The organism is Celeribacter baekdonensis B30 (assembly GCF_000299875.1).
Taxonomy (GTDB): Bacteria; Pseudomonadota; Alphaproteobacteria; order Rhodobacterales; family Rhodobacteraceae; genus Celeribacter; species Celeribacter baekdonensis_A.
The window spans coordinates 311832-334189 of sequence record NZ_AMRK01000001.1 but is presented as its reverse complement, the minus strand read 5'-3'; the positions used below and the strand labels follow the sequence as shown (position 1 = coordinate 334189).

At 58.4% G+C, this 22358-nt stretch carries 21 protein-coding genes; 12 read left to right on the top strand and 9 right to left on the bottom strand.

The annotated features are described in order from the left end of the window. Positions 1 to 9: 9 nt before the first annotated feature. From B30_RS01590 to B30_RS01580, 3 genes are read left to right on the top strand one after another with little or no spacing between them, the layout of a single operon-like run. Positions 10 to 1089, top strand: a complete 1080-nt coding sequence (locus B30_RS01590; protein WP_009570230.1) for an ABC transporter ATP-binding protein — start codon at positions 10 to 12, stop codon at positions 1087 to 1089. A 4-nt stretch (positions 1090 to 1093) separates the two neighbouring features. Continuing rightward, the gene (locus B30_RS01585; RefSeq protein WP_009570229.1) at positions 1094 to 2098 is read left to right on the top strand and encodes a hypothetical protein; all 1005 of its coding nucleotides are present in this window, start codon (positions 1094 to 1096) and stop codon (positions 2096 to 2098) included. 38 nt (positions 2099 to 2136) lie between these two features. Further along, positions 2137 to 3090 (top strand): sugar-binding transcriptional regulator, encoded by a 954-nt coding sequence (locus B30_RS01580; RefSeq protein WP_009570228.1) that lies wholly within the window; start codon positions 2137 to 2139, stop codon positions 3088 to 3090. Positions 3091 to 3127: 37 nt separating this feature from the next. Here the strand turns inward: B30_RS01580 and B30_RS01575 are convergent, their stop codons facing one another. The 4 genes from B30_RS01575 to B30_RS01560 all read right to left on the bottom strand — a co-directional run bounded on the left by B30_RS01575 (position 3128) and on the right by B30_RS01560 (position 8757). Next, positions 3128 to 4180 (bottom strand): 2,3-butanediol dehydrogenase, encoded by a 1053-nt coding sequence (locus B30_RS01575; protein WP_009570227.1) that lies wholly within the window; start codon positions 4178 to 4180, stop codon positions 3128 to 3130. A gap of 30 nt (positions 4181 to 4210) precedes the next feature. Beyond that, positions 4211 to 4990, bottom strand: coding sequence for an acetoin reductase (locus B30_RS01570; protein ID WP_009570226.1), 780 nt, complete (start codon positions 4988 to 4990; stop codon positions 4211 to 4213). Between the two features lie 104 nt (positions 4991 to 5094). Further along, positions 5095 to 6894, bottom strand: a complete 1800-nt coding sequence (locus B30_RS01565; protein WP_009570225.1) for an NAD(P)/FAD-dependent oxidoreductase — start codon at positions 6892 to 6894, stop codon at positions 5095 to 5097. Positions 6895 to 7035: 141 nt separating this feature from the next. Then, positions 7036 to 8757, bottom strand: a complete 1722-nt coding sequence (locus tag B30_RS01560) for a sigma-54-dependent Fis family transcriptional regulator (RefSeq protein ID WP_040401815.1) — start codon at positions 8755 to 8757, stop codon at positions 7036 to 7038. A gap of 237 nt (positions 8758 to 8994) precedes the next feature. On the opposite strand from B30_RS01560, the gene B30_RS01555 reads away from it, so the two are divergent. The 4 genes from B30_RS01555 (at position 8995) to B30_RS01540 (ending at position 12967) form a co-directional block, all read left to right on the top strand. Then, positions 8995 to 10092 (top strand): ABC transporter substrate-binding protein, encoded by a 1098-nt coding sequence (locus B30_RS01555; RefSeq protein ID WP_009570223.1) that lies wholly within the window; start codon positions 8995 to 8997, stop codon positions 10090 to 10092. 69 nt (positions 10093 to 10161) lie between these two features. After that, the gene (locus B30_RS01550; RefSeq protein ID WP_009570222.1) at positions 10162 to 11088 is read left to right on the top strand and encodes an ABC transporter permease; all 927 of its coding nucleotides are present in this window, start codon (positions 10162 to 10164) and stop codon (positions 11086 to 11088) included. Beyond that, positions 11085 to 11912, top strand: coding sequence for an ABC transporter permease (locus B30_RS01545; protein WP_009570221.1), 828 nt, complete (start codon positions 11085 to 11087; stop codon positions 11910 to 11912). Before B30_RS01550 ends, B30_RS01545 begins: the two co-directional genes overlap by 4 nt. Next, on the top strand, positions 11909 to 12967 hold the full coding sequence (locus tag B30_RS01540) for an ABC transporter ATP-binding protein (RefSeq protein WP_009570220.1): 1059 nt from the start codon (positions 11909 to 11911) through the stop codon (positions 12965 to 12967). The genes B30_RS01545 and B30_RS01540 overlap by 4 nt, the downstream gene beginning before the upstream one ends. Before the next feature lie 37 nt (positions 12968 to 13004). On the opposite strand, the gene B30_RS01535 is transcribed toward B30_RS01540, so the two are convergent. Genes B30_RS01535 through B30_RS01520 form a run of 4 tightly spaced genes read right to left on the bottom strand, consistent with a single transcriptional unit; the run spans position 13005 to position 16341 of the window. Then, positions 13005 to 14000 (bottom strand): branched-chain amino acid ABC transporter permease, encoded by a 996-nt coding sequence (locus B30_RS01535; RefSeq protein ID WP_009570219.1) that lies wholly within the window; start codon positions 13998 to 14000, stop codon positions 13005 to 13007. A 4-nt stretch (positions 14001 to 14004) separates the two neighbouring features. Continuing rightward, the gene (locus B30_RS01530) at positions 14005 to 14871 is read right to left on the bottom strand and encodes a branched-chain amino acid ABC transporter permease (RefSeq protein ID WP_009570218.1); all 867 of its coding nucleotides are present in this window, start codon (positions 14869 to 14871) and stop codon (positions 14005 to 14007) included. Then, positions 14871 to 15626 carry an ABC transporter ATP-binding protein gene (locus tag B30_RS01525; protein ID WP_009570217.1) on the bottom strand — a complete coding sequence of 252 codons (756 nt, stop codon included), beginning with the start codon at positions 15624 to 15626 and terminating at the stop codon, positions 14871 to 14873. Before B30_RS01525 ends, B30_RS01530 begins: the two co-directional genes overlap by 1 nt. Continuing rightward, positions 15613 to 16341: an ABC transporter ATP-binding protein gene (locus B30_RS01520; RefSeq protein ID WP_009570215.1), complete on the bottom strand. Its 729-nt coding sequence runs from the start codon at positions 16339 to 16341 to the stop codon at positions 15613 to 15615. The genes B30_RS01525 and B30_RS01520 overlap by 14 nt, the downstream gene beginning before the upstream one ends. A gap of 203 nt (positions 16342 to 16544) precedes the next feature. Between B30_RS01520 and B30_RS01515 the strand changes: the two genes are divergently transcribed. The 5 genes from B30_RS01515 (at position 16545) to B30_RS01495 (ending at position 20851) form a co-directional block, all read left to right on the top strand. Beyond that, positions 16545 to 17414, top strand: coding sequence for a dioxygenase family protein (locus tag B30_RS01515; protein WP_009570213.1), 870 nt, complete (start codon positions 16545 to 16547; stop codon positions 17412 to 17414). A gap of 106 nt (positions 17415 to 17520) precedes the next feature. Continuing rightward, entirely contained in the window at positions 17521 to 18675 is a 1155-nt protein-coding gene (locus B30_RS01510; protein WP_009570212.1) for a muconate/chloromuconate family cycloisomerase, read from the top strand. Between the two features lie 11 nt (positions 18676 to 18686). Then, positions 18687 to 19076 (top strand): hypothetical protein, encoded by a 390-nt coding sequence (locus tag B30_RS01505; RefSeq protein ID WP_009570211.1) that lies wholly within the window; start codon positions 18687 to 18689, stop codon positions 19074 to 19076. Further along, entirely contained in the window at positions 19076 to 19912 is an 837-nt protein-coding gene (locus B30_RS01500) for an alpha/beta fold hydrolase (RefSeq protein WP_009570210.1), read from the top strand. Before B30_RS01505 ends, B30_RS01500 begins: the two co-directional genes overlap by 1 nt. Further along, the gene (locus tag B30_RS01495; RefSeq protein ID WP_009570209.1) at positions 19913 to 20851 is read left to right on the top strand and encodes a LysR family transcriptional regulator; all 939 of its coding nucleotides are present in this window, start codon (positions 19913 to 19915) and stop codon (positions 20849 to 20851) included. Between the two features lie 59 nt (positions 20852 to 20910). Here B30_RS01495 and B30_RS01490 read toward each other — a convergent pair whose 3' ends face one another. Beyond that, positions 20911 to 22188, bottom strand: coding sequence for an ABC transporter substrate-binding protein (locus B30_RS01490; protein ID WP_009570208.1), 1278 nt, complete (start codon positions 22186 to 22188; stop codon positions 20911 to 20913). Positions 22189 to 22358 lie beyond the last annotated feature (170 nt).

Here is a 22358-nt window from a genome sequence, read left to right as displayed (position 1 = left end):
GACACTTCAATGGCACATATCCACTGTACCGACATCGTAAAATCCTATGGCGCTCATCCCGTCATCAGCGGTCTCAACCTCGATATCCCGAACCATGAATTCGTGGTGTTTCTCGGCCCATCGGGTTGTGGCAAATCCACCATGTTGCGGATGATTGCGGGGTTAGAAGAGGTCTCCGGCGGGCGCATTGAAATCGGTGGCACCGATGTCACCGACCTGCCTCCGGGCGAGCGCGGCGTGGCAATGGTGTTTCAAAGCTACGCGCTTTATCCGCATATGAGCGTAGCCGACAACATCACTTTTGGCCTGCGTCGTCAGGGCGTGTCCAAGGCCGAGATCGCGCCGCGTCTCAAACAGGTGGCGGAGGTTTTGGGGCTTGAACAGTTCTTGGACCGGCGGCCTAAAAACCTATCGGGCGGGCAACAACAACGGGTCGCCATGGCCCGCGCCATGATCAAAACGCCCAAAGTGTTTTTGTTTGACGAACCTCTGTCCAATCTCGACGCCAAGCTGCGTGAGAAACTGCGGACCGAAATTCGCCGGATGCACCTCAAGCTCAAAACCACAACGATTTTCGTCACCCATGATCAGCTTGAGGCGATGACCATCGCCGACCGCATCGTGTTGATGCGCGATGGGATGATCGAACAAATGGGCACCCCGGACGAGATTTTTGAACGGCCCGCGTCGCGCTTTGTCGCGGATTTTATCGGCACGCCGGCAATGAATTTTGTCACCGCAACGTTGGAGGCGGGGCTGATTGCACGTTCTGGTAGCATCAAATTACAGCTGTCCGAGGCGGAGTTTCCCAGCCTGAACCCAGGCCAGGAGGTCGAATTGGGCCTGCGCCCCGCGCGTATGGATCTTTGCGCGCCGGGCAGTGCCAATGCGCTCACCGGCGAGGTGGTTTTGGTCGAAAATATGGGCGCCGAAGGTCAGGTGATCACCGAGGTGGACGGGGCCGAAATTTCCTTTGTCACCCAGGGGTTCCGCGATCTGTCAATCGGCGACACCGTTCATTTCACCATTCGCCCGGAACATATCCACGTTTTTGACCCGAAAACGGGTCGCAGCCTGCGCAAGGACTGATCACATGACGACACGCTATAGTGAAAAATTGGCCCGCCTGCGCGCGGGCATGGGCCGCAAAGGCGATTACATGATCGCGGATGCCAAGGATGCCGATGTCACCGGCGGGGTGCCCGCCACCGGGCCGCGCCGCGATGCACGCGGCAAGATCGTTGGAGCACGCACCCGGCCTGAATTCCTCGATCAAATCCGCAAGGTGATTGATCAGGATGTGGTCGATATCATGCTGACCTCCGCCGGAAACATGGACATTTTGGCCACCAGTGGTGCCTTTGACGGGCGGGCCATTCAACCGGCGTTTCGGGCCAATGAAACCACCTGTGTCTGGGCCAATGTGCGCCATGCAGGCTATGCCCAAACGCCGTCACGCCCATACCGGGGGGCCGATCTGGCCTTTGTCCCGGCGAATTTGTGCCTTTATTCGCTGACCTTCAACAATGACACCGAGGCGGATGCGCGCGCCTTGGAGGCCTATGCCGCCTTTCGCCGGGAGGCCCGTGCGGCGGGTGTGGCGCATTTTCTTGAGGTGTTTAATCCCAATGTGCCGGGTGCGGTGGGCGCGGCCGAAGTGGGGGCCTATGTCACCGATTGCATCATTCGTTTGATGTCGAGCCTGACTTCGACGGAGCGCCCCGAGTTTTTGAAGGTGGCCTATAATGGCCCGAAAGCGATGGAAGAGCTGGCCGCGCATGATCCTTCGATGGTGGTCGGTGTGTTGGGCGGGGCGGGCGCGACCCATCGCGATACCTTTGAATTGATTGCACAATCCGAACGTTTTGGCGCGCGATTGGCGCTGTTTGGACGCAAGATCAATCAAGCCGAGGATCAATGTCGCCTGATCCAGTGGATGCGCGTGGTGGCCGATGGCGAAGTCTCGCCCGAAGAGGCGGTCAAAGGCTATCACGGCGATTTGGAAACGCTGAGGTTGCGACCGGATCGCCCCTTGGCTGACGACATTCAAATCACGGCGGATGTGTTGCGCTTTGACGCCGCCGTTCTGTCCGTCTAATTTGCGCCGATCCGCAATTTTCGCAGGAGCACGCCCCCATGGCCCGCGCCAATCATCCCTCTGATCGCACCGTCGCAGAAACGGCGTGGCTTTATTATATCAAAGGGTTCAATCAGGGCGAAATCGCCAAGAAAATGAACCTGTCGCGGCCCACGGTCGTGACCTATCTACGGCTGGCGCGGGAGCGGCAGATCGTGGGGGTGAAAATTTCCGGGATGCATTTTCGGGTCAACGAATTGGCCGATGCTCTGTGTGAAAAATTTGGTCTTGAGAGTGCCTTCGTGGTGCCCGAAGAGATCAACGCAGCCGAGACGGTGCAGCAGGTCTGCGAAGCGGCGGCGCAGTTTTTGCCGGATTTTGTCGCGCCGGGCGATACGCTTGGAGTGAGTTGGGGCCAGACCGTGTCCTTCGTGTCCGAGCGGGTGCCATGGTGGCCGATCCAAAATCTGGTGGTGCGTCAACTTATTGGCTCCTTGGCCAATCCGCTTTTGCCGACCTGCGAAAGCTGTACCACAGAGATCGCACGACGGCTTTCGGCGCAATGTATCAACCTGAATGCGCCGGCGGTCTGTTCGGAGGCTGGATTGGCCGAAAGGCTGCGCGCCGAGCCGATCATCGCCGAACAACTGACCCACCTGAAAGACTGTAACAAAGCGATTTACTCGCTCAGCCCCTGCACCGAAGACACCCATGTGGTGCAGTTCAACATCGCCACAAAGACCGACATCGCCGACTATGTTGCCAAAGGCGCGGTTGGGATCATTGCGGGGCGGTTCATCGACGCGGAGGGCGCGCCGGTTCTGGGCGATCTGGACCGGCGGATGATTGGCGCGGATCAGGAGGCGTTGCGTAATATGTCAGGGCTTTTGGTGGTCAACGGATTGAACAAACATGCCGCTACGCATGCCGCGCTACGTGGGGGCTATGTGACCCATGCGGTGCTGGATCTGGCACTGGCTGAGGCGCTTGTGAACGATGTGCCGAGTGCATGAGGAACGGGCGCGAGCAAGAATGCCCGCGCCCGTTTGATCACTCGGGGGCTTTGACAAGGATCTTGACGTGGGATTTTTCGGCCACGAGCGCCTCAAATCCTTCCGGCACGATGTCATCAATCGCGATGCGCTTGGTGACAAGTTTCCCGGCGTTGAAATAGCCTTGGGTCATCAGTTCCATCACCGCCGGGTAGACATTGCGGTACGCGATGGTGCCAAGCAGTTGCCGCTCTTTGAGTACGACGGTGTTGGGGTGAAACGCCGCCTCCTTTTCCCAGATCGAGACAATCAAGGTCTGTCCTTCGTGGCGTGTGGCATCGATGCATTGTGGCAAAACCTGCGGCACGCCCGTCACTTCAAACGCGACATGAACCCCGCCCGTCGCCGCGCGGATGGCTGCGACCGCATCCGTCGACGTCGGGTCGATGGCTGAGGTTGCGCCGAGGTCCAGCGCCTTTTGGCGACGCACGTCTGAGGGTTCAACCACATGGATTTGGGCCGCCCCCGCCACGCGCAGCGCTTCGACGACGAGCAACCCAATCGGCCCCGCGCCAAACACCGCTGCCGTATCCCCGGCCTTGATTTTCGACATGCGCACGGCATGCAGCGCCACGGCGGCCGGTTCAACCAACGCGCCCTGTTCCATCGACAGAGCGTCGGGCATCTTGTGAACCATCCGCGCAGGCACCACGGAATAGGCGGCAAACCCGCCGTGACCGCCGGAGAGGCCAACAAAGCCCAAGCTGTCGCAGAGATTGTATTTGCCTTCCAAACAGGCGGGACAGTCGCCACAGGCAAAAATCGGTTCGATGGCCACAGGGTCGCCTTTGACCACATGGGTGACATTTTCACCAACCTCGGTCACCACGCCACTGTATTCATGACCCATCGTGATCGGGGCCTGATCGTGGCTGAGCGGGTGGTCTTCGCCGACGGGAACAAAGATCGGCCCGGCGAGATATTCATGTAGATCACTGCCGCAGATGCCGGTCCAAGCGACCTTGACCTTGACGTCACCGGGGCCGGTGGCTGGCTCTGCCACCTCTTCGACCCGGATGTCTTTCACGCCATACCAACGTGCTGCTTTCATAATATGTCCTTTTCTTTGAATGTGGTGGCGTCAGCGATAGACCATGCCACCGTCGATGAGGATCGCCTGACCGGTCATATAGTCGCTGTCCGGCCCCGCGAGATACGAGACGAGGCTGGCCACGTCTTCGGCGGTTTGCGCGCGGCCAAGCGCGATGGAGCCGACAAATTTGTCAAACGTCGCACCCTTTTTCGCGCCCGTGAGATCGGAGAACCGTGCGTCGATTTCGGTCCACATATCGGTGCCCACGACACCGGGGCAGTAGGCGTTGACCGTGATGCCGTCGGGGGCGAATTCTTTCGCCGCGACCTGTGTCAGGGCCCGCACCGCGAATTTGGTCGAACAATAGGCCCCGAGCATCGGAAAGCCGTCGTGTCCGGCGATGGAGGAGGCGGAGATGATCTTGCCTTTTGTGCCATCCTTTTTGAACCGGGCGGCGGCGGCCTGAATGCCCCAGAGCACGCCTTTGACGTTGACGGCGTGGATCTTGTCCATCTCGGCTTCGGTGATCTCAGAAATGGGTTGGACCTGTGCGATGCCAGCGTTGTTGATCATGATGTCAAAGCCGCCGAGCTGATCGACGGTGCTGTCGATGGCGTCAATGACCTGTTGGCGGTCGGTGACATCGGCGGTGATGGTGATGACCTTTGCACCGCTCTTGGAGAGCTGGCTTTGGGCCTCGGAGAGATCGGCGGCGTTCAGATCGACCAATGCGATCGCAGCCCCATCGGCGGCAAGCCGTTGCGCGATGCCAAATCCGATGCCGCGCGCGCCACCTGTGACGAGCGCAGTTTTACCGTTGAGAGTCATAGTGCACCTCATGCGTTTGAAAGTTTGGGCGCGCACCCGTTACGGGGGAGGGACGGGTACGCGCGGTTTGCATCATGGGAGGGATGCAAAACAAAGGGCCATCATCACGACAGGTGATGCACCGGCTGAAGGCCGTAGACCGGGGTCTCAAGGCCCTCCATCCGCGCCTTCAATTGCAGCGCGAGATACAGCGAATAGTGCCGCGATTGGTGCAGGTTGCCGCCATGGAACCACAGGTTCTCCTGTTGTGTCGGCTTCCACATGTTGCGCTGTTCACCCTCCCACGGACCGGGGTCTTTGGTGGTATCGGACCCAAGGCCCCAGACCTTGCCAACCTTATCGGCCACTTCTTGGCTGATCAGATCGGCGGCCCAGCCATTCATCGAACCAAAGCCCGTGGCCATGACCACAAGATCGGCCTCAAGCCGGGTGCCATCGCTCAGCACCACGGCGTTTTCTTCGAAGTGATCGACCTGACCCTGGACGAGCTTGACCTCGCCGTCGATGATGAGCTGGCTGGCGCCCACATCGATGTAATAGCCCGACCCGCGCCGCAGATATTTCAGGAACAGACCAGAGCCATCATCGCCCCAATCCAGTTGAAATCCTGCCTTCTCCAGCCCGGCGTAGAACTCGGCATCGCGCTCGCGCATCTGGTCATAGAGCGGGATTTGGAATTCATGCATGATCTTGTAGGGCAGGGAGGCGAAAATCATATCCGCCTTCTCGGTGGTGACGCCGTTGGCCAGGGCCTCTTCGGAATAGAGGCCACCAAGGCCGATCTCCATCAAACTGTCGGAACGCACGATATGGGTCGAGGACCGCTGCACCATTGTGACATCGGCCTCGGCCTCCCAAAGCGCGGCACAAATGTCATGGGCGGAGTTGTTGGACCCGACCACGACGACCTTTTTGCCGGTCCACTCATCCGGGCCTTTGTGTTGGGACGAATGCTGAATTTCGCCTTTAAAGCTGTCCATGCCGGGGAAGTTTGGCACATTGGGCTTTCCCGACATGCCAGTGGCCAGCACAAGCTGTGTCGGGTTCAAGATGACGGTTTCGCCATCACGATTGACCTCGACCGTCCATGTTCCGGCGCTCTCGTCATAGGCGGCTTTGACCACTTCGGAGCGGGTCCAATAGTTGATCTCCATGACTTTCGTGTACATCTCAAGCCAATCACCGACCTTGTCTTTCGGCGTGAACACCGGCCAGTTGTCGGGGAATTTGATGTAAGGCAGGTGGTCGTACCAGATCGGATCATGCAGGCAGAGCGATTTGTAGCGCGAGCGCCATTGATCGCCGGGGCGGTCGTGTTTGTCCAAAACGATGGTCGGCACACCAAGTTGGCGCAGGCGCGCGCCCAAGGCGATGCCGCCCTGTCCCCCACCGATGATCACCGTGTAGGGTTGGGTGTCATAGCCAAGCGAGGCCTCCTCCGTCTCGCGCCGCTCTTTCCAGCTCAGGCGGTTTTTCTGCGCGCCGTGTTCCGCCCCCATCGGGCGGGCTTTGCCGCGGTTTTCCTCAAAGCCTTTGAGTTCTTGCAAGGCGGTCAGCAGGGTCCAAATCCTGTCGTCTTTCAACCGCATCAGGCCCCAGCCCCGTCCGGCCTTGGTCTCGAATGTCACCCAAGCTGTCGTCACCCCGTCCTCCTCGACCGGGAGTTCACCGTCTTGTAGACGGAACGTGTTGGGCTGGGTTTTATCCAATTGGTGAAGCAACATTTCCCCCACAGCGTCCTGACCTTCGACCGTTTTAAGGTTCCAGGTCACAGCGACCAAATCGCGCCAATAGCTGTCGGTGGTAAAAAGTGCCGTGGCCCCTTTGATGTCGCCTTCCTCCAAAGCGGCATTCAAGCGGTCCAGCACGTCCTGCGTGCGGGTCGTCACGGTTGAATCAAGCATCACTTCTCCTCCTAAGTGCGTTTCTTGTGAGAGGAGTATTTCAGGAGGGCTTTGGCGTGGGCTATGCTCAATCGTTCCGACTACGACCAAAAAACAGGCGCTGCGTTGCGGCATGTTGCACGCGCAACAGCGCGCAACACCTTAGCCGGGCGGGCGCAATCCGGCTTTGCGAATTCGCCGCAAAACGGTCGAGCGATTGACGCCCAATCGTCGCGAGGCCCGTGCCATATTCCAGTCACAGGCGTCCAAGACCTGCTCCAGCGTTTCTTCGGCCGGTTGATGCGCTTCAACGGGAGGTGGTAGGTCGGGCAGGTCGATCACCGGTCCTTCACAGAGCGCGATTGCCACATCGAGCACCTGTTCCAGTTCGCGCAGATTTCCCGGCCACGACCGTCCCATCAGATCGGCCCGCGCGGAGGGCGACAAGCGGATGGTTTCGGGGGACCGACGTCGCAGCATCCGGTCTATCAGCCAGCCAAGATCCTGTCGCTGGCGCAGCGGCGGAAGGGTCAGGGTGCTGCCTGCCAAACGGTGAAACAGCGGGCGGGACAGGTTCATCTGCCTCGGCGCAAGACAGGTTGTGGAGAGGGGGCGCAGATCGGGTCTTTGATCCAAAAGCACGGTGAGCGCGGCGGCGGTCTCTGGGGTGAGCGCGTCGATGCCGCGCAGCAAAAGCGTTGTCGGGCCGACCACCTCGCCGCAGGCCGTTTGGAGTGCCATGGGCGTGAGCCCAGCACAATCCAGAGGGACAAATCCGTTCACCTGACTCACCATATGAATGGCCCGCGCCAGCTTGTTTTTGCCTGTTCCTGTGTCGCCGCAGATCAACAAAGGCACGGAAGTCCGCGCCAGTTTTTCGGCCTGTGTCAGCAGTCGCGCTATGATGGGGTCGCTGCCGGCCAACCCGGCCAAAACCCCACCACGGCGGGGTGCAGCCCGCAATGTCCGCGGGGCTTGCGGCGCGATAGCATGACCAAAAAGTGCGCCGCCGTCACGTAGTTCGATAATCCGCTCTTCGGTCGGTCGGTCACGCATCAGATCGGGAAGATCATCGACGGACAGATTCAATGCCGCGTCGATCCGTTGACCCAGAATGGGTGCGCCCTCGGGGAACAACCGGCGTGCGCCGCGCGTATAGCCGATGATCTGTCCAGAGCCATCCAGCCGCACCGCGACCTCTGGATCAACATCCAGAAACTCCGGGCTGGATGAGAAGCGCAATACCCAATCCTGACGGCTCTCGGCCATGAGGTTGGCCATCTCCACCCGCCGCGCGGCGGTGGTCACAAGGCTCATGGCAAGGTTCTGACTGCTTTTCGTAGTCGGTGATCGCAGCAGTGAAATATCCAAAACGGCGGTGAGTTGTCCAAGGCTGTCAAAGATCGGTGCAGCGGTGCAAGAGAGCGTGGTATGAGCATTGCCGAAATGATCGTCCTGATGCACCGTTACGGGTTCCTGCGTAAAAATACAGGCGCCAACGCCACAGGTCCCAGCCAGTTCTTCAGCCCAGTTCGAACCAAGATAAAGCCCCGCGCCGCGCAGTTCGTCTGCAAACAATTCGTCCCCGAAAAAATCGACGCAGACACCCTGTGCATCGGTCAGGATAAGGACGTAATTTTGTCCGGCCACCTGACGAAACAGGCTTTGTAACCCGGTGCGCGCGGCGGCGATCATCCACTCCGCCTGTTTGCGGTGATCGCGTAGCTCCGCCTCGGTAACAATATGCGCCGGATCGTTCCGCAGCGGGTCCATGCCGTACAACTCAACGCAACGCCGCCAAGATGCGGACACGAAGGTGTCGCGACCGGTCTGTGTGCCTTCCAGCACTTGTTCGATTTCCTCGATATGTTGGCGATCGCTCAAAGCGTTGTCCTCCTGCGCCAAGCGTAACACGGGTGTTTCACTTTTGGGGAGGAGACTTTGGTGGGACCCATTGCACAGCTTCGTGATGGTTATTGGATCATAGCAGCCATCAAACCACCACACGGTCACAAATCTGTCGTGAATATATTAAGTTTTTGAAATCTGTCGGGTGCACTGTGCGCGCGCTGTGGACCTTTCGTCCACGGGGGCATGCGTGCCCACCATACGGAGATTAAGATGACATCCCTTACGCGTTTTGCACTGCCATTGCTGGCCAGCGTTTCAGTCCTATCCATGACTGCGGCCCACGCCGAACCGACCCAAGAGCTGATTGACGCTGCCAAGGCCGAAGGCACTTTGACCACCATCGCATTGCCCCACAACTGGTGTGGGTATGGCGACGTGATCGCAGGCTTCAAGGCGAAATACGGTCTCGACGTCAACGAACTGAACCCCAACGCAGGGTCTGCCGACGAACTTGAGGCGATCAAAGCCAACATGGGCAACACCGGTCCGCAAGCACCTGATGTCATCGACGTGGGCCTGTCCTTCGGTCCCGCTGCAAAAGACCAAGGCCTGATCCAGCCTTATAAAGTGTCCGTTTGGGACAGCATTCCCGATGACGCCAAAGATGCCGAAGGGTATTGGTACGGCGATTATTACGGCGTGTTGGCCTTTGGTGTGAACAAAGACATCATTCCCTACGCTCCCACAAGCTTTGCCGATCTGATGGACAGCGCCTATGCCAATTCCATCGCCATTCCGGGCGATCCGCGCACCGGGAACAGCACAATGATGACGGTCTATGCCGCAGGTGTTGCACAGGGTGCCGCCGCCGGTGGGGACGCGCTGAATGCGGGCATCACCTATTTCAAAGACCTGAAAGAAAACGGCAACTACGTTCCGGTCAATGGCAATTCGCAGAACCTCGCACAGGGCACCACCCCGATCTATTTCGATTGGGATTACAACCTGCTCGCGATGCGCGACACTTTGGCGGGTAATCCGCCGGTCGAGGTTGTCGTGCCCTCCGATGCCGTGGTTGCCGGTGTCTATGTTCAGGCGATTTCCGCCTATGCACCACACCCAAATGCCGCCAAACTTTGGATGGAATACATCTACTCCGACGAGGGTCAGACCCTTTGGCTCAAAGGCTATTGCCACCCGATCCGTTTCAACGACATGGCGGCGCGTGGGGTGATCCCGCAGGACCTGATGGATAAGCTGCCGCCGGCTGAAAACTACGCCAAGGCTGTGTTCCCGACGCTCGACGAGCAGGCTGCCGCAAAGTCCGCCATTGCTGACAATTGGGGCAAGGAAATGGGCGTCAACTGACGCCAATCCGCGTGCTTCCAGGCGGCAGGTTTCGGCCTGCCGCCCCCAACGTGTTTGACGGAATATCCTTTGATCCACACCGCTCCCCCTTCGATCAGCCAATCTGAAACGGTTCCACAGGCCACCCCCCCGACACCCCCGCGCAAACCCACGCGGCGCAATCTGTCGTGGCTGGGTCTTGTGCCGTTTCTGGGCTTTGCCCTGTTGTTCCTGATCCTGCCGGTCTTCTATCTGGTCAATGGCGCGTTTCAGACGCCTGATGGTCGGTATTCCTTTGAAACGATGTTATCGCTTTCTGCGCCCGAGATTGCCGGGTCCTATGGTCTCTCGCTCAAGCTCAGCTTTGCCTCAGCCGCCATGGGGACGGTGTTCGGGCTTATCCTTGGCTATGCCTTGTTGCTGGGCGGGTTGCCCTCTTGGGTCCGACGTGCGTTTATGACCTTTTCTGGCGTTGCCTCGAATTTTGCCGGTGTGCCTCTGGCCTTTGCCTTTATCGCCACGCTGGGGCGGCTTGGTTTGGTGACCTTGGTGCTGCGCGATGTGTTGGGCATCAATATCTATGCCGCCGGGTTCAGCCTGTTTTCCTTTTGGGGTCTGACGCTCACCTATCTCTATTTCCAACTGCCGCTGATGGTCTTGATGATCACGCCTGCGCTTGAAGGGCTGCGCCCCGAATGGCGCGAAGCTGCCGAAAGCCTTGGGGCCTCTCGCATGCAATATGTCGCCCGCGTCGCCCTGCCTCTGTTGGCACCCTCGGTGCTGGGGTGTTTCCTGTTGCTCTTTGCCAATGCCTTTGGGACACTGGCCACGATCTATGCACTGACCTCGGCCAATTACCCGGTGGTGCCGATTGTGCTGTTCCAGCAAATCCGCGGCAACGTGTTGTATAACCCCAACCTCGGGTATGCGCTTGCCGTGGGTATGATCCTCATCATGGGCCTGTCCAATACGCTCTATTTCATCCTGCGCCGTCGCGCGGAACGGTGGCAGAAATGAGCCGTCGCTTCCCCATCCTGTCGGCCCTGATCGCTCTGATCGGCGCGGCCTTTTTCATCGTGCCCTTGATCGCGACGTTCAACTTTTCCCTACGGATGAAGCGCGGCGAGCTGTCTTTTGAGGCCTACCGTTCGGTGTTTGACAGCGATGTTTTTCTCGGGGTTCTTGGCTTTTCGGCCACCGCCTCTTTGATGGCGATCCTCATGGGCGTTTTGATCGTGGTGCCGACCGCCTACTGGGTGCGCCTGCGCGTGCCACGAGCGCGGCCAGTGATCGAATTTCTAAGCCTGATGCCGCTGATTATCCCACCCGTCGTGTTGGTTTTTGGCTATGTGCGACTGTATGGATCAAGCTCCATCCTGCCGTTGACCATGACCGAGGCGGGCACCAATGTGCTCTTGGTCATCGGTTATGTCGTATTGTCGGTGCCGTATATGTATCGCGCTGTCGACAATGGCATGGCAGCCATCGACATCGCCACTTTGACCGAAGCGGCCGAAAGCCTTGGCGCGTCGCGCCTGCGCACTATCGTTTTTGTCATCTTCCCCAATATTCGTTCTGCCATCATGTCGGGGGCCTTTCTGACCTTCTCGATCTCGCTGGGCGAATTCGTCATCACCAGCCTGCTCAACCGTCCGGCCTTCGGTCCCTACCTCGTGCAGATGGGACAGGATTTCGCTTATCAACCGGCTGCTTTGGCGATCATGGCATTTGCATTCACATGGATCTGCATGGTTCTGATGGAAGCCTTCGCCACCCGCAAACCTGGTCAGCGCCTGTTGCCATGGCGCGCTCCCCGTTCTGTCACAAAGGCCAAGTCATGAGCTTTCTCACCCTGAAAAACATCACCAAATCCTTTGGCCCCAACACGGTCGTGCGCGATTTTGACCTCAATGTCGCTCCGGGCGAATTCGTGTCCTTTCTCGGGCCATCGGGCTGTGGCAAAACCACCGTGCTGCGGATGATCGCGGGTTTCGAGACCCCAAGCAGCGGCAGCATCCACGTGGGCGGGACTGATGTCACCGCCTTGCCTGCAAGCCGTCGAAAGATCGGTATGGTGTTTCAGGCCTACGCCCTGTTTCCCAATATGTCGGTGCGTGACAACGTGGCCTTTGGGCTGAAGATCGCGGGGATGCCACGCGCCGAGATCGACACACGCGTGGCCGAGATGCTCGATCTGATCTCGCTTGGCTCACTGGCCGATCGTTACCCCTACCAAATGTCGGGTGGTCAGCAACAGCGCGTTGCCCTCGCGCGCGCTCTTGCGCCGCGTCCGAATCTTTTGTTGCTGGACGAACCCCTCTCCGCCCTTGACGCGCAAATCCGCACCTCGCTGCGTGATGACATTCGGCGCATCCAACAAGAACTGGGGATCACCACCGTTTTTGTGACCCATGATCAGGAAGAGGCGTTGTCGATCTCTGATCGGGTAGTCGTGATGCACAAGGGTCGTGCGGATCAGATCGGCACGCCTGCGCAGATTTATAACCGGCCCACGACACGGTTCGTGGCGGATTTTGTCGGCAAGCTGAACACGTTTGAAGCGCGGGTCGAGAGCCCTCAGTCGATCTTTTTTGCCGGGCAAAACATCCACGATCCGCGTCACACGGACCTGACGCCCGGTGCGCCGATCACCGTCGCGTTGCGGCCAGAGGCGTTGTCACTGCGCCCACGTCCGGGGGATGATCTGTCCCTGCCGGGGCGCGTGTTGCACAGCACCTTTTTGGGCTCCGTGATCCGTGCCCAGATCGAAGTCGCAGGCCAGCAGGTCAGCGTCGACATGTTCAACCGGGCCGATGCGACCCTGCCGGTGGCGGGGGATATGGCCGAGGTTTGGTTCACACGTGGCGATGTTTTGGTCCTGCCGAGCGTGATGTGAGGGCATCAGAGGGGGCGCGACCCGTTCAGGCGCGTCTTCAGGGCTCAAACCAGCGTGTTGTTTTGAACAGAACCGGGACGCCGCGGCTTTTAAGAATGCTCCACATTCCCTGACGATCCACCAGCATCACCCCAATCGCCAGTGCGCCCAGAGTGATCAGATACCAGCTGCCCCAATCTGCGGCAAAGCTGCGCAGCGTAAAGAACAGAATGACCCCCAAAATAGGTCCTTCGATGGAGCCAATCCCGCCGATCACCACGATAAAGATGATGAAAGCGGACCATTCGTTGACCGAAAACGCAGCGTCCGGGGTGATCCGCAGTTTTTGCAAAAAGATGAACCCGCCGGTTAGGGCTGTGCTTGCGGCTGTGGCGACATAGACCATGAATTTGACCCGCCGAATGCGGATGCCGATGCTTTCAGAGGCCGGTTCAGAATCGCGGATGGCGGTAAAGGCGAGGCCCCATTTGGAGCGCAGCATCAGCCAGACGATCATCACCGATCCAATCCCAAGGCCAAAAGCGATGTAATACATCACCATGTCGCGTGCGCCGCGCGAGGTGGCGAGAGATTTGACCACATCAATCGACAACGAGATGCCCGAACCGCCGCCAAGCGCCGAAAACTGCGCTGCAATCAGGCGAAACACCTCGGCGATGACCCATGTGCCAATGGCGAAATAGGCGCCTTGTAGGCGAAAGGCGATCCAGCCGATGGGAAAGGCGATGAGGCCCGACAGGAGGGCGGCGACGGGCAGGGCGATCAGCAAAGGCAGCCCGGAGAACATGGCGAGCGCGAAGAACAGATAGCCGCCAAGACCGACCCAAGCCTGTTGCCCCACCGAGATCAACCCTGTGTATCCCGCCAAAAGGTTCCACATCTGTGCAAGCGCCAAAAACGCCAGCGCTTCCATCAACATATTGAGCGTGCCGCGTGAGGCCCAAAACGGGGCGGCGGCCAAAAGGACGATGGTCACAAAAATGGCGATGAGCGAGACGGGGGCTTTGCGGCGGGTCAGAGGTGCGGTTGTCATGGGATCATCCTTTCATGCGGGCGAACAGGCCCTGTGGCCGAACGACCAGAATCAAGAGGAAAACCAGATGGCCTGCGAGGATTTGAAATCCCGCATCAATTTGTGCGCCGACGACCTGTGCCACACCCAAAACGACCCCGCCAGCCAAGGTGCCCCAGAGCGAGCCGAGCCCGCCGATGATCACCGCCTCAAAGGCAAACAAAAGCCGCGACGGGCCTGCACTCGGGTCAAAGTTGGTCTTCATCGCCAACATGATCCCCGCCACCGCGACAACGCCGGAGGCAATCATCGTGGCCAAGGCAAAGACATGGGCTTTGTTGCCCCCCATAAGCGGCACCATTTCCGCATCATCTGACGTGGCGCGCAACAGGCGACCCAGCGCAGTGTGGAAAAACAAAACATGCAGACCTGCCAAAACACCAAGCGCGACCACGAACATCAGCAAAGGCATGGCGCCAATCGCCAAATCTCCCGGCAGGGAAATGGACGCGACATCCAACGCACCGCTTGAAACGCGGCGACTGTCGGCGGAGAACACTTCCATCATGCCGTTTTGCAAGATGATCGACAGACCAAAGGTGACCAGAATCGGCGGCAGAATATCCTTGCCCAACACCCGGTTTAGCAAAATGCGTTGCCCCAGATAGCCGATCGTTCCCATCACCAAAACCACCGCCACAATGCCAAGCGCCGGATGCCATCCCATAAAGGTTACAAAGGACAACATCAGATAGGCCGCCAACACGATGAAATCGCCATGGGCGATGTTCACAAAGCGCATGACGCCGAACATCAGCGATAATCCGGCCGCGAACAGCGCGTAAAGACCGCCCAAAAGCACGCCTTGAATCAGTACATTGACCCATTCCATCAGAGCATCTCCCGTGCCGGTTCATTGGTGTCCGGTTCGTCGGCTTCAAATCCGAAATAGGCGCGGGTGATCTCCGCGCGGCTGAGGTCCTCGGGGCGCCCAGACAGCGACACGCGGCCCTCTTGCAGACAGATCACGCGGGTGGCCACGGCCATGGCTTGGGCGATGTCCTGTTCGATCACCAACATCGACGTGCCCCGCGCACGGATGAGCGGCACGGCGGTGTAAATGTCTTTGATCACCTTTGGCGACAGGCCCAGACTGATTTCATCACATAAAAGCAACCTCGGGTTGGACATCAGGGCCCGACCAATCGCGACCATCTGTTGCTGACCACCTGAAAGCGCGGTTCCGCCATGGTGGCGTCTGTCATGCAGGTCGGGAAACAACTCATAGATCGCCGCAAGTGACCACGGGCCTTTGCGTTTGCCACTTGCCCCGATGCTCAGATTTTCTTCGACCGTCAAAGAGGGAAACAACCGCCGTCCCTCGGGCACCATGGCGATGCCGGCCTTGTGAATCAGATGCGCGGGCTGGCCGGCGATGGCCGCGCCTGCAAAGCGGATGTTCTGGCCTTTCGAGGGCAAAAGCCCGGTGAGCGTGCGCAGCATGGTGGATTTACCGGCCCCGTTGGCCCCGATCACCGCCATCGTGTCGCCCTCATCCATAGTCAGATCAATGCCAAACAGCGCTTGGAAATCGCCATAGAACGCGGTGAGATTCCGGATTTCGAGAAAAGCGTTATGCGGCGTCATCGGCATCAATCCCCAAATACAGTTGTTGCACCATCGGGTCGGCCATCACCGCTTTGGGATCGCCCTGCGCGACCAAAGCGCCGCGATCAATCACGACCAAGCGCTCGACCACGGCCAAAAGCGCGTGAACCACATGTTCGATCCAAATGACAGCCATGCCGCTGGCGTGGATGTCGCGTATGGTGGCGACCAATGCGTGACACTCGGCTTCCGTCAACCCGCCTGCGATCTCATCCAGCAAAAGGACCTTGGGTGAAGTGGCCAAAGCGCGCGCCATTTCAAGTCTTTTGCGCTCCAAAAGCCCCAGACTCCCGGCCTGAAGATTGGCTTTTGGCATCAATCCGGTCAGTTCCAAAACCCTGCGACAGGTCTGCGGAGCGCTCTGCGCATCGCCGCCAAAAATCGCCGCTGTCAGAAGGTTTTCATAGACCGTCATTCCGACAAAGGGATGTGGGATTTGAAACGAGCGCCCGATGCCAAGACGACAGCGCTGGGCTGCGGGCAGGTCGGTGATGTCGCGGTCTTGCCAATAAATCCGCCCCTCAGACGGTTGGAGCGCACCGCCAATCAAATTGAACAAGGTCGATTTTCCGGCTCCGTTCGGCCCAATGATGCCAAGCGCCTCGCCGCTCTCCACGGCAAGATCGACAGCATCGGTGACCGTAAGCGCGCCGAAAGATTTCGACACGCCCTTCAGCGTAACGATCTGTGTCAAGGTGTCCTCCCCTTTTGTGGAAGGGTGGCAAGGAGGAGGGCAGGTGCCAATGCCGCATGAGGTGTTCTTCAATACCTTTAAAGGCGCATATTTTTTCTGATGATACTCTGTTGGTATTGGCGGATACCAGCACAGGCATTGATTGAAACCTGTTCAAGGGCGAGTTTCGCCGCAAGAATTGCCATTACACGGAGGAGTAGGTTATGCGCAATATCACACTGGAAAACGTCACGGATGCCGTCATCAACGCGATGAGCGGGGATATCCCTGCACGCAATCGGGAAATCATGTCGGCGGCCATCAAGCACATCCACGCCTTCTGCAAAGAGGTCGATCTGAGCTATGATGAATGGCTTGAGGCGATGAAATGGTTCGTCCGCGCCGGTCACATTTCCAATGAAGCGCGCAACGAATTCATCCTGATTTCTGACATCATCGGCGTTGAAGTGCTTGTCGACATGCTCGACAAAAAGCCGACCCATGGCGAAACGATTACCACCGTGCTTGGGCCGTTCTACCGCGAAAATTCACCAGTTCTGCCGAAAGGCGCGTCGATCATTCAAAAAGAATATCCGGGCACCGAAACCTTGCGCATCACGGGGACCATTCGCGACACCGATGGCGCACCTGTGCCCAATGTGATCCTTGATGTATGGCATGATGCTCCGAACGGCCTCTATGACCTTCAGGACCCGGAACAGCCGGACATGAACTTCCGCGGTCGGTTTGAAACCGATGAAAATGGCGAATATGATCTCGTGTGCTATCGCCCCGCGCCTTACCCGATCCCCTATGACGGGGCAGCGGGCGAGTTGCTCAACTACATGGGGCACCACCCGTGGCGTCCCGGTCATGTCCATTTCATGATCATGAAAGAAGGCTACAAAACCCTCATCTCGCAAATCTACGACAGCGAGACGGAATACCTCGACAATGACTCTGTGTTTGCCGTGAAAGAAGACCTCGTGGGGCGTTTGGAAAAAGCGCCTGAGGGGGCCGATACGGACCTCGCGATGGAGTTCAATTTCGTGATCCGCAACAATGCCAAACTCGGCGCTGTTGCCGCAGAGTAAGCACAACATTGACAGGGTGGAGCGCAGCGTCCTGTCGCTCCACCCCCTTTCTGGCGTCGGAAATGATATGAATACCCCCTTCTCTGCAATGCCCACAATGACTCGCATGTCTGACGACGCTGCGACGATGGATCTGGCCCAAGCGACGGCGATCCGTTCGGTCTCTGCACGCATTATCGAGGCCCCGACCCGGCGCAAACATAAGCTTTCGAACACCTCTTTGAGCCACCAAGGCTATATTTTTGTTGAGGTTGTGTTGGAGAATGGTGTTGTCGGTTTTGGAGAGGGCTCCACCCTGGGCGGGCCGCGCTGGGCCGAGGAAAGTGTTGAGGCGATGAAGGTCAATATCGACACCTACCTCGCGCCCGCGCTGATCGGTCATCCCGCCTGTTTCCTTGAGGCCGCTGCCACCAAAATGGCGCAGGCCGCCAAGCGCAATTACACTGCCAAATCCGCTCTCGACATGGCCATGTTGGACGCCGTTGGGAAAACGCTGAACGTGCCCGCCCATGTGCTTTTGGGCGGGGCGCAGCGCGCGTCTTTTTCCGCCATTTGGGCCTTGGCGTCTGGCGACGCGGGCCAGGAGGTCGAAGAGGCCAAGGGCATGATCGAAAAGGGGTGGTTCAACCGCTTTAAAATCAAACTCGGCTTTGCTGACCCGTTGACCGATCTGGCGCGTCTGACCGCCTTGAAAGTGGCATTGCCCGAGGGCACGGATATGATCGCGGATGTGAATCAAGGCTGGTCGGAGGCCGATTTTATCCGTTATGTGCCACATCTTGTGGACCTTGGGGTGAGTTTGATCGAACAACCGCTTCCCGCCGCCCAAATGCCTGCCATGGCGCGCATTGCCACGCGGTCTCCGATCCCGATCATGCTGGACGAGGGCGTGTCCACCCTTGGCGAAGCCATGGACGGCTGTGGCTCAGGTGCGGGCTCAGTCCTGTCACTCAAACTGTGTAAACACGGTGGGGTGCATCAATTGAAACAGGTCGCGGGCATCGCGCAGGCGGCGGGTGTTCAGCTTTATGGCGGGTGTCTTTTGGAAAGCTCCTTGGGTGCTTCGGGGCATTTGCACGCTTTCGCCACCTTGCCGAATTTGGACTGGGGCACCGAACATTTTGGTCCGAAAATTCTGGTCGAGGATCTGTGTTCCGACGGGCTGCGCTATGAGAATTTTGAAGTGCATCTGCCGACAGGTCCGGGACTTGGGGTCACGCCTGACCCAGACTGTATCAATCGTTATGCCCGCAAAGACTAAAGGAAGTTCCCATGCAAACCGCATCTCTGCGCGCCCGTTTTGAAGAGATGGGCACGGCGCTCACGCAAAAGCCGCATCTCAAACGCCTCGGGCAGTTGTTTTCCGAGACGGTTTTGATCGAGGTCGATGATCAGCAGATCTATCTGTACTTTCATCGCGGCCTGCTCGAGCGGGTCGAAGAAGGCCCGAGCAGTAAAATCCCGTGGCGGTTTGCCTTGCGTGTGGATGGTGAGGCGCTGGATGCCTTTTGGCACCCCATGCCAGCGCCACGGTTTCACGACATTTTCGGTTTTGTCAAAACCGGTCGTGGGCGGATTGATGGCGACATTCTTGCCCTTGTCAAAAACCTGAGGTTTTTCAAAGAATTCATGGCGCTGGGCCGTCAAAAGGAGGCGGCATAATGGCGCTTGAACAGATCATTGGCCGCTATGTGACGATTGAGGTCCAAGGCCGCAAAAACCGCATTTATTTTGAAGAAGCGGGCAGTGGGCAGCCGGTCCTGTGTTTCCACACGGCGGGCGCAGACAGCCGCCAGTGGCGGCATATCCTGAACGATCCGGAGTTGACCAAAGCCTATCGTTTCATCGCACCGGACATGCCGTGGCATGGCAAATCTTTGCCGCCTAAGGGGTTTCATGAGGAAGAATACCTTTTGACCACCGAAGCTTACATGGAAACGGTGCTCAAACTGGTCGAGGCGCTCACTCTGGAGAATCCGATCTATGCCGGATGTTCCATGGGCGGACGGATCGCGCTGCAACTGGCACTCAAGACGCCGGATCCGTTCAAAGGTTTTATTGCCATCGAGGCTTCGGATTTTCAGCCCGCGTGGTATGACATCGACTGGTTCCACCGCCCGGATGCCCATGGCGGCGAAATGGGTGCGGCTTTGGTCAGCGCCAATATCGCGCCGCAATCCCCCGAGTCCGAGCGTTGGAACACCCAATGGATGTTTATGCAATCTGGCCCCGGCGTATTTCGTGGGGATTTGAGTTTTTATACCCAAGACGACAGTCTCATCGGGCAACTTGGCCGCATTGACACAGGCGCGCGCCCTGTGCATCTCATGGTGGGCACATATGATATGACCTGTACCCCGGAGGACGCCAAACGCACCGCCGATGCCATTCCCGGTGCCAGCCTTGTGGTGATGGATGGGATCGGGCATTTTCCGATGAGCGAGAACCCCGATGTATTCCGGCCCTATTTTGTCGATGCCCTCGCAAAAATGGGGTGAATGCGTAAAAACCGGGTGATGAAAAAGGGGCTGGGGAGGGCCACTTTGGAATTCAAACGTCTGAAATATTTTATTGCCGTGGCCGAGGAATTGCATTTTGGCCGCGCGGCGGCGCGTTTGGAAATGGCCCAGCCACCCTTGTCGCGCCAAATCGCGACGCTTGAAAAAGAGATCGGCGCGCAATTGTTTGATCGCGCCCGAAGCCAAATCCGGCTCACCGAGGCGGGTGCGGTTTTGTTGGATCGGGCGCGCGATATTTTGGACGATCTCGACAGCGCCTACCGTGAAGTGGAACTCATCGGGCGCGGTGGTGCGGGGCGGTTGCGCGTGGCCTTTGTTGGCTCTGCGACCCATGGGGTTTTGCCGTCGTTGATCAAATCCTATCGCTCGCATTATCCGCATGTCGATCTGTCACTCAGTTCGATGAACAACGCCGAATTGGAACGCGGTCTGATCCAGCGCGACATCGACATCGCGGTGGCGCGGCCAAGCCTTCAAGGCGATGAATTCCGCTCCATGGCCTTGCATCACGAGCCTCTCATTCTTGCCCTGCCCGACAACTCGGCTCTGGCCGGTCAGAGCCTGCCGATCAAGCTGGCGGATTTGGATAAAGAGACCTTTGTACTCTACCCGCGACGCCCGCGCCCGTCGTTTGCCGATCATATTTTGAAAGTCTGTGAGGGCGAAGGCTTTACACCTGCGGATCAGATCTTTGCCCAAGATTACCAAACCGCCATTTCGCTTGTCTCAGTTGGGGTCGGCTTGGCGATGGTGCCCAAATCGGTGTCAAATTCGCCACGTGCGGGGGTGTTGTATCGCTCTTATGAGGGCAACAATCCCGGCACCTCTTTGACGGTGCATGCCCGGCGCGACAATCGCAAGCCGCAGGTGCTCCAATTCTTTGACATCATTGAAAAATACACACGAAAGCGCACCTGATTTGATGACAAAAGGGCCTCACTAAAGCGTCACGCTTTAAACGGGGAGGCCCCTTGTCTTTAGCCGATCGGACGCATTTGCGCACTCAGCGGGATGTCCGGTGTGTTGGTGTTGTCGACGATGTCGAGCACCGGTTTGCCATCGCGCACCGACCATTGGCCGCCGACCAGCGGCGTTTTGGCAATGTTCGGCACAGGGCCCGCACCAAAGTTGATCGTGCCGGTGATCGTGTTCAGAGAGGTGGCACGGATCGCCGTGGCGATGCTGTCGGGGTCGGTGGGGTCCTCGGTCCGGGATAGCGCATCCAAAGCCACTTCAAACAGCGAGTGTTTAAAACCAAGCGGCATGGTCCAGAGGTTGCCGGTCTCGGCCTCATAAGCGCTGGCAAGATCGGCCGAACTTTGCCCGGTCAGCGAAGAGTTGAACGGGTGATGTGGCGACCACCACACTTCGACCGAAAGCCCGTCTGCGCGGGGGCCAAGGGCGGCCATGGCCTGAGGAAATTCGCTGGCCTTGGCGACATTGATGACCTTGGGCGCAAAGCCTTGCTGAGCCGATTGACTGAGGAACGTGGTGAAATCTGGCGGGATCACGACGCCGGTGACGATCTCGACCCCCGCGGCTTTGAAGGCCGAAATCTGTGCCGAGAAATCGTCGGTCATGGACTGAAACCGACCAGTGTCGACCAAGGAATAGCCTTTGTCCACCATCGGTTTGGGGAAGCCAACCGCAGGGTCGCCCCAGGCATTGCCGTCTGGGTCATTGGGCCAAAGTGCACCGACCACCTTATTGGTGGCGACTTGATCCCATTGCGACATGAACGTGCCGATCACGTCTTCAAGGCCCCAGAAATAGTGGAACGTGTAATCAAACCCCTTGGCCGGATCGCCCTGACGGCCAAAGAAATGCGGCTGCCATGGCGTGTCATTGCTAATGCAAGGCACACCGTTCAACTCGGCCTGATCCGCCACCGGGTTGGTCGTGTCCGGCGTCGATGTGGCCAAGAGCATGTCCACCTCATCGTTGAGGATCAATTCCTGAGCAACGGAAGAGGCGCGGTTGGAGTTGGATTGACTGTCTTTCAGGATGATTTCGACCGGATGTTTGGTGCCTTGGATCATCACGCTGTCGCCGATTTGGGCGCGCACGGCGTCGATCACAAATTGCGTTGGCTCGGCAAAAATCGCGAGCGGTCCGGTCACGGGCTGAACAAGACCAAGTTTGATGGTTTTGGTTTTGGCGAGTGCAGGCAAGGGAAATTGCGACAGCGCGGCACCGGAGGCCACCGCCCCCACGCCGCGCAAAAAGCCACGGCGGTTCACTGGTGTAGGTTTCATTTTTTCTCCTCCCATAGAGTGGTTGGAGTATCCCCCGTGGCGTGCGATGTGCCTATGCTGTGGCCAGTATTGGATGATACGGGCGGTGACAGGCCCTTGTTTGAGTTGGCTTGGATCTGTCCGCTTGGCGGACACCTCTTCGGTGAGCCTGTTTTCCCACATCCGCGCGC

Bases quoted from the DNA above. Each gene is read 5' to 3' on its own strand.
- B30_RS01540 (WP_009570220.1), top strand. From the start codon at position 11,909: ATGAGCTTTCTCACCCTGAAAAACATCACCAAATCCTTTGGCCCCAAC.
- B30_RS01530 (WP_009570218.1), bottom strand. From the start codon at position 14,871: ATGGAATGGGTCAATGTACTGATTCAAGGCGTGCTTTTGGGCGGTCTT.
- B30_RS01500 (WP_009570210.1), top strand. From the start codon at position 19,076: ATGGCGCTTGAACAGATCATTGGCCGCTATGTGACGATTGAGGTCCAA.
- B30_RS01535 (WP_009570219.1), bottom strand. From the start codon at position 14,000: ATGACAACCGCACCTCTGACCCGCCGCAAAGCCCCCGTCTCGCTCATC.
- B30_RS01495 (WP_009570209.1), top strand. From the start codon at position 19,913: ATGCGTAAAAACCGGGTGATGAAAAAGGGGCTGGGGAGGGCCACTTTG.
- B30_RS01580 (WP_009570228.1), top strand. From the start codon at position 2,137: ATGGCCCGCGCCAATCATCCCTCTGATCGCACCGTCGCAGAAACGGCG.
- B30_RS01505 (WP_009570211.1), top strand. From the start codon at position 18,687: ATGCAAACCGCATCTCTGCGCGCCCGTTTTGAAGAGATGGGCACGGCG.
- B30_RS01565 (WP_009570225.1), bottom strand. From the start codon at position 6,894: ATGCTTGATTCAACCGTGACGACCCGCACGCAGGACGTGCTGGACCGC.
- B30_RS01555 (WP_009570223.1), top strand. From the start codon at position 8,995: ATGACATCCCTTACGCGTTTTGCACTGCCATTGCTGGCCAGCGTTTCA.
- B30_RS01545 (WP_009570221.1), top strand. From the start codon at position 11,085: ATGAGCCGTCGCTTCCCCATCCTGTCGGCCCTGATCGCTCTGATCGGC.
- B30_RS01570 (WP_009570226.1), bottom strand. From the start codon at position 4,990: ATGACTCTCAACGGTAAAACTGCGCTCGTCACAGGTGGCGCGCGCGGC.
- B30_RS01490 (WP_009570208.1), bottom strand. From the start codon at position 22,188: ATGAAACCTACACCAGTGAACCGCCGTGGCTTTTTGCGCGGCGTGGGG.
- B30_RS01510 (WP_009570212.1), top strand. From the start codon at position 17,521: ATGTCTGACGACGCTGCGACGATGGATCTGGCCCAAGCGACGGCGATC.
- B30_RS01525 (WP_009570217.1), bottom strand. From the start codon at position 15,626: ATGACGCCGCATAACGCTTTTCTCGAAATCCGGAATCTCACCGCGTTC.
- B30_RS01575 (WP_009570227.1), bottom strand. From the start codon at position 4,180: ATGAAAGCAGCACGTTGGTATGGCGTGAAAGACATCCGGGTCGAAGAG.
- B30_RS01515 (WP_009570213.1), top strand. From the start codon at position 16,545: ATGCGCAATATCACACTGGAAAACGTCACGGATGCCGTCATCAACGCG.
- B30_RS01585 (WP_009570229.1), top strand. From the start codon at position 1,094: ATGACGACACGCTATAGTGAAAAATTGGCCCGCCTGCGCGCGGGCATG.
- B30_RS01590 (WP_009570230.1), top strand. From the start codon at position 10: ATGGCACATATCCACTGTACCGACATCGTAAAATCCTATGGCGCTCAT.